General features: G+C 41.5%; 9 protein-coding genes. 7 read left to right on the forward strand and 2 right to left on the reverse strand.

The window, feature by feature from the left end; all coding sequences use genetic code 11:
- Positions 1 to 68: 68 nt before the first annotated feature.
- A complete protein-coding gene (locus tag BM232_RS09175; protein ID WP_091713781.1) occupies positions 69 to 758 on the reverse strand; it encodes a response regulator in 690 nt (229 codons plus the stop codon).
- Positions 755 to 2,236, reverse strand: coding sequence for a sensor histidine kinase (locus BM232_RS09180; protein ID WP_091713783.1), 1,482 nt, complete (start codon positions 2,234 to 2,236; stop codon positions 755 to 757). Before BM232_RS09180 ends, BM232_RS09175 begins: the two co-directional genes overlap by 4 nt.
- 158 nt (positions 2,237 to 2,394) lie before the next feature.
- On the opposite strand from BM232_RS09180, the gene BM232_RS09185 reads away from it, so the two are divergent.
- From BM232_RS09185 to ccoG, 7 genes are all read left to right on the forward strand, one after another.
- Positions 2,395 to 3,840 carry a TrkH family potassium uptake protein gene (locus BM232_RS09185; RefSeq protein ID WP_091713786.1) on the forward strand — a complete coding sequence of 482 codons (1,446 nt, stop codon included), beginning with the start codon at positions 2,395 to 2,397 and terminating at the stop codon, positions 3,838 to 3,840.
- A gap of 16 nt (positions 3,841 to 3,856) precedes the next feature.
- Positions 3,857 to 5,233: a Trk system potassium transporter TrkA gene (gene trkA, locus BM232_RS09190; RefSeq protein WP_091713789.1), complete on the forward strand. Its 1,377-nt coding sequence runs from the start codon at positions 3,857 to 3,859 to the stop codon at positions 5,231 to 5,233.
- A 405-nt stretch (positions 5,234 to 5,638) separates the two neighbouring features.
- Positions 5,639 to 5,977: a type 2 periplasmic-binding domain-containing protein gene (locus tag BM232_RS09195; protein ID WP_091713791.1), complete on the forward strand. Its 339-nt coding sequence runs from the start codon at positions 5,639 to 5,641 to the stop codon at positions 5,975 to 5,977.
- Complete coding sequence (locus BM232_RS09200) at positions 5,974 to 8,202, forward strand: EAL domain-containing protein (protein WP_091713794.1); 2,229 nt, start codon at positions 5,974 to 5,976, stop codon at positions 8,200 to 8,202. Before BM232_RS09195 ends, BM232_RS09200 begins: the two co-directional genes overlap by 4 nt.
- Positions 8,203 to 8,306: 104 nt before the next feature.
- A complete protein-coding gene (locus BM232_RS09205) occupies positions 8,307 to 8,609 on the forward strand; it encodes a DUF1840 domain-containing protein (RefSeq protein WP_091713797.1) in 303 nt (100 codons plus the stop codon).
- Between the two features lie 181 nt (positions 8,610 to 8,790).
- Positions 8,791 to 10,188, forward strand: coding sequence for an aminotransferase-like domain-containing protein (locus BM232_RS09210; protein WP_091713799.1), 1,398 nt, complete (start codon positions 8,791 to 8,793; stop codon positions 10,186 to 10,188).
- Between the two features lie 50 nt (positions 10,189 to 10,238).
- Positions 10,239 to 11,657 carry a cytochrome c oxidase accessory protein CcoG gene (gene ccoG, locus BM232_RS09215; RefSeq protein WP_091713801.1) on the forward strand — a complete coding sequence of 473 codons (1,419 nt, stop codon included), beginning with the start codon at positions 10,239 to 10,241 and terminating at the stop codon, positions 11,655 to 11,657.
- Positions 11,658 to 11,736: the final 79 nt, after the last annotated feature.

An 11,736-nucleotide genomic window follows, 5' to 3' on the forward strand; every position in this document is an offset into this window, starting at 1 on the left:
AGAGTTAAGGGCTCATTGTGAGCGTGGTCGATGGTGATATTCAAGAGGCAGAGGGAATAAATATTGTTTTAATATTTGAAACGATAGCCAATTCCCTGCACAGTAATAATAAAGCGGGGCTGCATGGGATCATCATTCAGCTTTTGGCGAAGGTGACCTACTAAAATACGCAGATAATGCGTTTCACTGACAAAATGCTCACCCCAAATAATTTTGAGTAATTGCTGATGAGTGAGAATCCGTCCCGGCGTGACTGTTAGCTGATACAACAGCTCAAATTCCTTTCGTGATAGATGTATAGCTTGATTATCTAACCAGACTTCATGGCTTTGTGTATCAATCGTTAAATTATCAAACTGTATTTTGGCCTGAGTACTGGGTTGATTGTCATTAATCCGAATAAGTGCCCGAACCCTTGCCATTAACTCACTGATACCAAAAGGTTTGGTGACGTAATCATTGGCACCAGCATCAAGTGCCCTGACTTTTTCATCTTCGCTGGCTCTTACAGATAAAACAATAATGGGGATTTGCGAACGTTTTCTCAGTTCCTGAATAACTTGTTGACCATCTCTGTCTGGCAAACCTAAATCAAGAATGATGAGGTCAACAGGCTGCTTGCCTGCTAACTCAAGTCCTTCCGCAGCATTTGTTGCGATAACAACAGTGTATGACTGTGCTTCCAGACTGATTCTGAGAAACTGTCTAATCTGTGCTTCATCTTCAATGATAAGGATGGTTTTTGCTGCGATGTTCATTTTTCCGGACCATAGACGACAGGATGTTTGGGTAGGGTGACATGCATTATTGTGCCACCAGATGGATTATCTAAAACCGTAATATTACCGCCATGTGCAGCAATCATCCCTTTTGATATGGCTAAACCTAATCCTGTGCCGGTTTTGGTTTGTGAGTCGCCATGGGCTACGCTATAAAACATATCGAATATCTTTTCTTTTTCTTGATCAGCAATACCGGGGCCGTTATCAGAAATATCAATTTCAATGCAGTCAGTTGTCAGTCTGGCAGCTAAATGAATTTGCCCGCCGACAGGCGTCACACGTGATGCATTATCAAGAATATTGACCAGCGCTTGCTCAATGAGTAGACCATGTACCCAGATGATAGGCATATTGTCCTGAATATCTATCTCAACGTGCCGCTTATCTAATTCATCGTGGAGCCGGTATAAGGCACCAGCAGTAATATCTTTGATATCAACCCAGTCGCGTTTCAGTGTGACTTTGCCCTGACCAAAGCGTGTCATATCCAATAAATTCTGAATATGTCGGTCTAGTCGTTGTGACTCATCCAGAATGGTGGTTAGCAGTTGCTGTTGATCCTGTTGAGATAGTTTTTCATGATATTCGAGTAAGCTTGAAGCTGAGCCAATGATGGAGGAAAGCGGAGTTCGAAGGTCATGTGAAACCGACGATAACAGGGCAGAACGTAGCTGCTCAGTTTCAGATATCAATCGGGTTTTTTCCAAATCTTCAGCCAGTAATGTCCGTTGTAAAGCTAATGCTGCCAGATTAGAAAAAGTATGTAGAGCAGAGGATTGCGATTCAGACAATCGCTTGGATAGATAGATAAGTGCCAGTGTTTTATCAGCCGATCGTAAACTGAAAAACTGACCTTTTATATGTGGCAGCTCATCCTCTCTTTCATATTGCCAAATGCTATTCAGTATTTCATCGTCAGGTACTGAGAATGTTGATGGTGTGCAGATGAATTGTTGTTGCTGTTTTTCAATAAAACAAAAAGGCGTGGATGTTGTTTGTTCAACAGCATATTTCAACCTGCTCATTACCTCCTGACTTGTGGCGGCAGATGTCATTTTCTGACTGAAAGAAAAGAAACGATGCTGACGATCAAGTGCCTGTCTTGAATCAGCAATAGCCTGACGCATTTTCGACGCCAGATTTCCGGTAATCAAACTGACAGAAATAAATAAAAGTAAGGTCGCAAAATCATGGCGATGGGTGATATCAAGAGTAAAAAATGGTTCTGTAAAAAAGAAGTTGAAGACAGTAAAACTCAGGGCGCTGGCAAAGATGGCTGGTCCAAGTGCTGTTTTGGCTGAAATAAATACAATGCCAGCCATAAAAAGCAGTAATAAGCTGGTATGCGGTAGCCAGGGTGTTAATAATTCTGTGACAAGACTGATAACGATAACGGTTAATGTAGCAAGCCAATATCCTGTTATAAGAGAAGTGGTTTTAGTTATATTGAACACGTTATCTATCGCTTGTTTAGGTGATTTTTATATTATTTTTACAATGTCGTTATCTCTGCAAGGCATAATGCCCGGTAGAAAGCTGTTAATTTAGGTTTGTTTTTCATTGCTGTTGTTTGTTTTCACAGTCAGTCATACAAATTAAGGATAGTTAATCAATGCATTGGCGAGCCATTCTAAGACTATTTGGTATCTTATTGATGTTTTATAGTCTGAACTTCGTGCCATCCATCATAGTATCGCTGTATTACCAGGATGGCGAACTGAATGTCTTCTTGTTGTCCATGCTATCAGTCATTGCCATTGGGCTGGTATTGTGGGTGCTGAACCGGAACCAGAGACAAGAACTTTCCGTTAGAGATGGTTTTCTTGTGGTAACGCTGTTTTGGATTCTATTGGGCCTGGTCGGTGCTTTACCGTTCCTTTTTGGCTTGCATCTGGATTTGACCGATGCCGTATTTGAGTCAATATCTGGCTTTACCACAACCGGGGCTACAGTTATTACTGGCCTCGATCAATTACCCCAGTCAATCTTGTATCACAGACAACAAATTCAATGGCTTGGCGGCATGGGGATTATCGTACTTGCAGTCGCTATCATGCCTTTACTTGGGGTCGGTGGCATGCAGCTCTATCGAGCAGAAACATCAGGTGTGGCAAAAGATGAAAAGCTCACCCCCAGGATTGCCGAAACGGCGCGTTCCCTATGGATCATCTATCTGATTCTGACAAGCCTCTGTGGTATTGCTTATTACTTTGCTGGTATGACGGCTTTTGATGCAGTTGGACACGCTTTTACCACGGTGGCAACGGGTGGTTTTTCAACACATGATGACAGTCTTGGTTTTTATAACAGCCCACTTATTGAACTGATTGCGATTATTTTTATGCTGGCAGGTGGTGTTAACTTTGCTGTGCATTTTATTGTTTTCAGAAAAAAATTACTGTCTCCTTATGCTAAAGATCCAGAAGTCAGAACCTATGGTTTGGTATTTCTATTCGCCAGTCTATTTGTTGCGGCCAGTCTGTACCTCTCACATGCCTATGGCTCTGTTTTAGAGTCACTTCGTTATGGGGCTTTTCAGGTTGCTTCAGTGCTGACCAGTACCGGATTTGGTACAGCAACCTTTGCCACTTGGCCGCTGCACATTCCATTGATTATGGTGATTTTGTCATTTACTGGCGGTTGTGCCGGCTCTACAGCGGGCGGCGTTAAAGTGATGCGAGTTATGTTATTAGCCAAGCTGGGTTTAAGACAGTTATTTCACCTCGCACATCCCCGTGCTGTAGTCGTGGTTAAACAAGGTGAACGAGCTGTTTCTGAAGAAGTGTTGTATTCAGTCTGGGGGTTTTATGTGCTGTATATCGTGACATCACTTTTTCTGACCGTTGCGATGATGGCGGCAGGTTTGGATCTGGAAAGTGCGTTTGGCGCAGTAGTTGCCACAATTAATTTATTAGGACCGGGGCTGGGAGAGGTTGCTGTTAACTTTGTCAGTGTGAATGATGTGGTGAAGTGGCTCGGGGTCTTCGGTATGTTGGCAGGACGGTTAGAAATCTTTACCTTGCTGATTTTATTTATTCCCGCTTATTGGCGTCATTAAAAGCAGAGGAAAAACGATGAAAATTATTATTTTGGGTGCGGGGCAGGTTGGTAGCTCAACGGCTGAAAGTCTGGTGAATGAAGGAAATGATGTCACCGTCGTTGATACCGACAGTTATTTACTGGAGCGTATTCAGGATCGCTTGGATATCCGTGCGGTTAATGGTCATGCCTCATCACCGGAAACATTGATTACAGCAGGGATTGAAGACGCCGACATGCTGATTGCCGTCACTCAGAATGACGAAATTAATATGGTCGCATGTCAGGTAGCTAATGCCTTATTCAAAACCCCTAAAAAGCTGGCGCGGATTCGTGCTTCTGACTATGCTGAGTACCCGGCCTTATTTTCACCTGAAGCCTTTGCTATTGACGTTATTATCAGTCCGGAACAACTGGTTACAGCGTATCTGCAGCGTTTAATAGAGCAACCTGAAGTGTTACAGGTGGTGGAGTTTTTTGATGGCAAGGCACAACTTGTGGCTGTAGAAGTCAGTGACAAAAGCCCCATGTCTGGGCAACCCATCAGTAAATTACTCGATATGTTGCCTGATATAAAAATGCGTGTCGCTGCCATTTTCAGGAACAATGAAGTTATTCCAACGTCGGGTAAAGTAGCATTACAGCCAGGTGATGAGATTTTCTTTTTAGCACTGACACACCATATATCTAAACTGGTGAAAGTATTTCGCCATGCATACAAAACCTATGAACGTATTCTGATAGCAGGTGGCGGTAATATTGGTCGTCAACTCGCTAAACGGATTGAAGCTAATCATAAAATTAAAATTGTTGAGTCCAATCCCAAACGGGCCAGGTTTATCGCTGAGGATTTAAAAAGAACGGTCGTACTTCATGGTGATGCGGGTGATGCCAATCTGTTAAAAGAAGAGAATATCAGCAAGATAGATGTATTCTGTGCCGTAACCAATGATGATGAGGTTAATATTCTGTCTGCTATGCTTGCCAAACGCATGGGTGCAAGAAAAGTTATCTCGATCATAGGTAAAGCCAGCCACGTTGAGCTTGTCAGAGGCACTAGTATTGACTTGGCAATTTCACCGGCACAAATCACGATTGGCAGTTTGCTTACTCATATTCGGAAAGGTGATGTGGTCACCGTCCACTCTCTTAGACAGGGGGCAGCTGAAGCTATAGAGGTCATCGCTCATGGTGATTTCAATACCTCAAAAGTTGTTGGCCGCTATTTGGAACAGCTCAAACTGCCGGCAAGCGCTTCTGTAGCAGCGATTTTGCGTAAAGGTGAAGTATTATTTTCTGAGAAGTCCTTAGTTATTGCACCCGATGATCATTTAATCATTTTCATATCCAACCAACGCGATATCATGGCTGTTGAGAAATTATTCCAGGTCGATTTTAATTATTTGATGTAGGCACGATATTAAATAATGTCAATTTATTCACAAATAGAGTCACTATAGGAATAATTCCTAACTCCATAATCGGATTATAACGTTAGAATTCAGATTCAAAATTCTCCAATGAGAATATCGGAAACTGCGGCTCTGAGCCGTTTATGACATCAAGCCCATGACAGTGATTTACCTTCCACACTGGAAATATTACTAAATGAAGCTATCAGTAATGAACGAATTTCAATAGCTTAAATTGGTTTTATAAATTTTATTTGAAATGCATATATAGTTTGCATATTTTGTGTTTTTATGATTATTTGCATTTAATAAATAAATCTGTTTTTAATAAGTCGTAGCCACACACAGAGTATGCGTATCGCGTCATTACTTAACTTAATAACAGTTTAATTAAAGAAGGAAGGGATGTCAGTAAGCTCAGAATCAGGTTCTTATATTTCTGCCAGAATCAGTGAGTATAAGATGCCGCCACTGAAAGATATGCTTGTCATGGGCAAAGATGCTCCTATTGGCTGCATAGCAATGAAAAGGGCTTTGGATCTGTTAGTAAAAACACCCTACGAGCATATTGAAGTAGATGATGAGGTTATTGGCGATATCTTGATTCGACAGTCACTGTTAAGAAGAATCAGCCGTGAGCAGTTAATGGATTTTGTTTTAACTCATACAAAGTCGTTATTAGGTTCAGATGAAGTACTCCATATTGAGCTTAATATTGATGTGCATTTATCCAGAATAAAATGAATACGTTACTTGTCAGAGACTGCCTACAAACTGATTTGATTCAGTATGTACTTGATGAAGAACGACCGAGAAAGATTGATAAAAACACGATTTTTGCAGTATTTAATGAATCAGCTAGCAACGGCAAGTTTTGTGGTCTGGTCACTCTTCAAGAAGTATCTAAACATCCTGACTGGATATTTGCTGATTTATGTAAAACCTCTCCTAACGTTTTTGTCACACCAGAAACACCGATAGAACAAAGCTTGGCCATGCTGGATATCAATGGCCAGGAATTATTACCGGTTATAGAGCATGAGCGATTTGCTGGCGTGGTCACACGCAGTGGAATATTTGAACGTATCGTTAATAGAAAACAGCATCTACTCACCGAATCTCATATTTCACGCGAACAAATTGAAGATGAGTATCAACAGTTGCTTTCCTGGTCGAAGCGTTTGGAAGAACTTCACGATCGCTCGCGTGATTTATTGGCGTGTCTTGTTACTATTTCTGCTGGGCAGGAAGTCAAACAACAAGGTATAAAAGCCCTTGCGGAAATCGTGCAATGCCGCTCGGCTTCTATTCAACTTATTGATAATAAAAATACTATCACTCACTATGACGGTATTGGCTTTAATCAGGAACAATTAGCGACTATTCATGATTGTCTGACCTTGCACATGGACAAATTACCCGAGACTCCGCAACGCTTAAATTCATTATGCGATGAATGCCAAGAAGGCGAGTCTAGGGTTTCACCCATTCTTATTGTTCCAATTCGGCGGGACTTACATACCTTCGGTTATATACTGCTGAGTGAAAAAATATCAGGCGAGCAGTTTGATAAAAATGATGAATTATTTGCGTTAAGTTTTGCTCATACATTATCACTGGCACTGGATAATGCACAGAAGATAGAACAAGTCGAAAAAGCCAGATACGATTTAGATTATCTGGCACATTTTGATGCTTTGACTGGTCTGCCTAACCGGTCACTATTGACGGATAGATTGAAACAAGCTGTCATACTCGCCTCGCAGAAGAAGACTGCCCAAGCATTACTATTTATTGATTTGGATGATTTCAAACGGGTCAATGATTCTTTGGGACATATGGTAGGAGATTCACTTCTGTCAGCAGTAGCAAAACGGCTGCCCGAGAGCTTAAATAAAAACGATACACTCACCCGATTTGCAGGTGATGAGTTTGTTGTATTGATGACGTATATCAACGAGCCCGTCGACGCAGCGAATATTGCTGAGACAATAATCAGTAGTTTTTATGAGCCCTTTACCATTGGTATACATGAAGTTTATATTTCTATCAGTATCGGTATCGCCTTTTTTAGCGATGGTATCGAAAGTGTGGATCAGGCACTTTCAGATGCTGACAATGCGCTAAGACATGCCAAAGCTTTAGGTAAAAATCAGTACCATTTCTTCAGTGATGAAATGAATAGTTCAGTACAGAATCACTTTGAACTGGAAAATCGTTTGCGACGGGCTATCACTGATAATGAACTTGAACTGTATTATCAGCCCAAGATCGATATCGTTTCTGGAGATACCGTCGGTTTTGAAGCTTTATTACGCTGGCATAGTGCTGATCATGGTGATGTTTCACCAACCGTCTTTATTCCGATTGCTGAAAAAAGCGGGCTGATTGTCTCAATAGGCGAATGGGTGATTGATAAGGCCTGTGAACAGGCAAAACAATGGCTGGACTCAGGTTTTCCTGCTCACATATCTGTGAATTTATCGGCAAGACAATTTTTGCATACAGGCAAACCTAACAGACTTTTTGAGCTGATTGAAGCTACCTTGGAGCGTTATCAGTTGCCTGCGGAATACCTTGAGGTTGAAATTACAGAAAACCTGATGATGCATCATTTAAATGAGAGCTTTTCCATATTAGAAAAGCTCAAAAATATTGGTGTAAAAATATTTATTGATGATTTCGGTACGGGTTACTCATCACTCAGTTACATCAAAAAATTCCCGATACACGCCTTAAAGATCGATAAATCATTTATTGATGATCTGGTGAGCGATGACAATGACGCTGCGATTGTCACCGCTATCATTGCGATGGCAAAACAATTGAAGTTAGAAGTAGTTGTGGAAGGTGTTGAAACCGAACAACAGCTCGCTTTTTTTAAAGACAATAACTATGAAGTGGTGCTACAAGGCTATTATTTCTGTGAGCCTCTGCCGGCCAATGAAATTCGTTATATCTATGAATAAAGTTGCAGGCAGACACGGTTAAATCTGCCTTACATTCTTTTAAACATTATCTATAAACTCCACGTAAGATATTGCTTATTGTTTACCAGATGACGGGAGTTCTCATGATTGTTACATTTAAAACTAAGCCGTACGCCGATATCACCATGTTTGGTGATGTTGCCATTCATTTACTAAAACTAATGGGACACAGTGGTACTGTGCCAAGTGCTATTGTCGCTGAAGATGTACCAGCCTATCTGCAACGCTTAGAGCAAGCCGTCAACGACGCAAAAGCAAAAGAAGGGCAAGGCGATGACAGTGATGATGAAGAAAGCTCACAAATCTCCGTTCCAACACGTGCTTTGCCATTGATCGAGCTGCTTAAGGCTGCAGCTAATGCTAAGGCTGATGTTATGTGGGAATAAACGGCAGATATACTTTTTGCGCAACAATAAAATCCATAAGGCTTCAAAAAGACTTAATTGTATGTAATTAAAAAAATTACAATCCATACAATGACTTGTTTTGTATGTTTTTATTGCATACAAAGATAGCAAGGCATAGCATCTACTCCAAATTGTACGGCTAATGACAAAGGGGTAGACGATGTCTATGTGGTCACCAAGAATTGATACAAATGCCCGGGTTAAATACATCGGTATTGTGGAAGCCATTGAAGCGGACATAAAAAACCGCTTATTAAAACCCGGTGATCGTTTGCCTGCACAGAGGCAAATTGCTGATGCACTGTCTATCGATCTGACGACTGTCACACGAGCCATAAACGAAGCTGCCAGAAGGGGCTTGGTTGAAACCCAAAGAGGAAATGGCTGCTTTATTGCTCAGACCACCTTTTCTCACTACAACTCATCACAGCTTATTGAAGGTAAAACACTGGATTTAAGCATGAATAACCCGCCCATTCCAAGCGGATTGAATCTCGAGAAAAAAATTGCTGAAGCAATCAGTGAACTCAGTCTCTCTGGTATTTCTGCTTCACACCATCTTTGTTATCAGGAAACAGCTGGTCACCCGGATGATCGACTTGCCGGTCAGCAATGGTTGTCATCCAAACTTTCGGGGCTAAATAGCGATCAACTGCTGATTTCAAGCGGTGCTCACAGTGCTTTGTTTTGTCTATTAAGTTATCTCAAACGCAAAGGAGCAAAAACAATTGCTGCTCCTGAATTTTCTTATCCCGGATTAAGAGCGATGGCCGATCAGTTACAACTGGACGTCGTCGGTATCAATATGGATGAACAGGGAATCATTCCAGAACAGTTACAACTGCAATGTGCCAAACAATCCATTGATGTTTTATATGTGATTCCGAATATTGATAATCCCACGACTGCAACATTGCCTGCTCCACGCAGAGAGACAATAACCGCGGTAGCAGAGCAATATAACCTCACCATTATTGAAGATGATCCCTATTATCATTTCATTGATGAGAGATTACCGTCACTGTATAACCTGGCCAGACATCGTACCTGGCATGTCGCCACGCTCTCTAAATGTCTCAGCCCTTCATTACGTGTTGCCTATATTGCATCACCAAATATTAATGATGCATTAGGACTAACTGAAGAAATGCGAATCAGTCATTTAATGGCACCACCATTAATGACCGCCGTTGTATCGCATTGGATTACACACAATAAAATTGATGAGATTACTCAGGCGATTAAGGCTGAAAACATCATAAGACAATCATTAGCCAAGTCTATTTTTCAGCAAAGCGATATATGGTCACATCCTGCTTCACCACATCTTTGGCTAAAACTGCCTCATGGTTATAAAGCACTGGATTTTTCCGAACAAGCGAGTCGGATAGGTGTGTCTATTGTGCCTTCAACGGCATTTGTCATGTCGCGGAGTCGTAGCCAGGCCGTACGTATATCACTTGGGGCCAGCAGCGATTTTGAGTCATTAAAACAAGGGTTAACGTTATTGTCGGAGCTATACCGGCCTGGCTTAATCCGTTCAAAAACCATCGTATAACTATAAAAAACTACTCGTTTTCAGCATTTAGCCACAGAGGAGATCCTGTGATGAGCAAACTATCAGAAATACCTATCAAAGTTGAAGTTTATGACGCCTTATCCGACTGGGAAGTCCATACCGGTGAGGGGGAGAATGTCATTGCTAAACGAATGAAAGGGCGTTATCGAACATTAAAAAACTTCAGTATGTCAGTCTGGCTAATCTATTTTCTTGGCCCATATTTACGTTGGGATGGTCATCAGGCTGTATTGCTTGATATCCCTAAACAACAATTTCATTTATTTGGTTTGACCTTATATCCTCAGGATATATGGGTGCTGTCTCTAACGCTGTTGTTCTTCGCTATATTATTAGCTGCAGCGACCAGCATTGCAGGACGTGTATTTTGTGGTTATTTCTGTTTCCAGACTGTATGGACTGATGTCTTTACCTTTATCGAAAGTCAGTTTGAAGGTAATACGCCACAAAAGCAGCGTAAATTTAATACTGCGCCAATGACCACGAATAAAGCGATTAGAAAATTAGGTAAACATATTGTCTGGTTAGCTATCGCCATTCTTACTGGAATCAGCTTCTCAGCCTGGTTTACTGATGCGTATCAGCTATGGGGCGATATTTTTTCTCTTCAAGCCGCCACACCAGTCTGGGTTGCGATGGGCATATTTACTTTCTTCACTTACTGGTTCGCTGGTTTTATGCGTGAACAAGTGTGTTTCTGGTTATGTCCCTATGCACGTTTACAGGGGGTGATGTATGACCAGGAAACTGTGTTACCTGCTTATGATGCAGTACGTGGCGAACCAAGAGGTAAGTTATCTCGTTCAGGTACACAAGATGCCAATAAAGGCTCATGCATCGACTGTAAATTATGTGTGGCTGTCTGCCCGACGGGTATCGATATCCGTAAAGGTCAGCAAGAGGGGTGTATCACCTGTGGTTTATGCATCGATGCCTGTGACAGCATTATGGATAAAATCAATGAGCCCAGAGGCCTGATTCGTTACGCGTCCCATAAAGAGCTACATCAAGGTCAAGCTGAAGTCAGCCTATTTAAGCGCCCTAGAGTCATTGTTTACAGTCTGATCATGGCTTTTTCAATTATCGGTGTGGGGTATGGATTTACTCATTTTGACCCAACCGAATTTAATGTGGTTCATGAAAGAAGACCGTTATATATCCAAATGAGTAACGGTGATATTCAAAATAAATACACCTTAAAGCTGCTGAATAAAACAGATCAGCCACTTGTTGTGAACTACCACATTGAAGGTCTGTCATCAGCTAGCGTAGATGGTTTAGAGCAGGGCGTTACTATAAAACCAGGTAAAGTCGTGCCGGTCACCGCTTTGGTCAGATTACCTTCTGATACTACAGAATCAGGCTTACATGAATTCCACTTTATCGCTACCAGTGAGGGCAGTTCAGCCATCAGTAACCGCTATAAAGCAGTGTTTATCGCGCCTTGATTTGATATAGATATTACAGAAGGTTAATCATGTATCAGTATGATTTTTATAAAAAAGACTAGTTATCATTGGCGTTATT

It is taken from the genome of Methylophaga sulfidovorans (assembly GCF_900114205.1).
In the GTDB taxonomy this organism is placed as follows: domain Bacteria; phylum Pseudomonadota; class Gammaproteobacteria; order Nitrosococcales; family Methylophagaceae; genus Methylophaga; species Methylophaga sulfidovorans.

What these genes read in the sequence shown, in the direction of transcription:
- BM232_RS09175 (WP_091713781.1), bottom strand. Translation starts at nt 758, where the DNA reads ATGAACATCGCAGCAAAAACCATCCTTATCATTGAAGATGAAGCACAG.
- BM232_RS09185 (WP_091713786.1), top strand. Translation starts at nt 2,395, where the DNA reads ATGCATTGGCGAGCCATTCTAAGACTATTTGGTATCTTATTGATGTTT.
- trkA (WP_091713789.1), top strand. Translation starts at nt 3,857, where the DNA reads ATGAAAATTATTATTTTGGGTGCGGGGCAGGTTGGTAGCTCAACGGCT.
- BM232_RS09195 (WP_091713791.1), top strand. Translation starts at nt 5,639, where the DNA reads ATGTCAGTAAGCTCAGAATCAGGTTCTTATATTTCTGCCAGAATCAGT.
- BM232_RS09200 (WP_091713794.1), top strand. Translation starts at nt 5,974, where the DNA reads ATGAATACGTTACTTGTCAGAGACTGCCTACAAACTGATTTGATTCAG.
- BM232_RS09205 (WP_091713797.1), top strand. Translation starts at nt 8,307, where the DNA reads ATGATTGTTACATTTAAAACTAAGCCGTACGCCGATATCACCATGTTT.
- BM232_RS09210 (WP_091713799.1), top strand. Translation starts at nt 8,791, where the DNA reads ATGTCTATGTGGTCACCAAGAATTGATACAAATGCCCGGGTTAAATAC.
- ccoG (WP_091713801.1), top strand. Translation starts at nt 10,239, where the DNA reads ATGAGCAAACTATCAGAAATACCTATCAAAGTTGAAGTTTATGACGCC.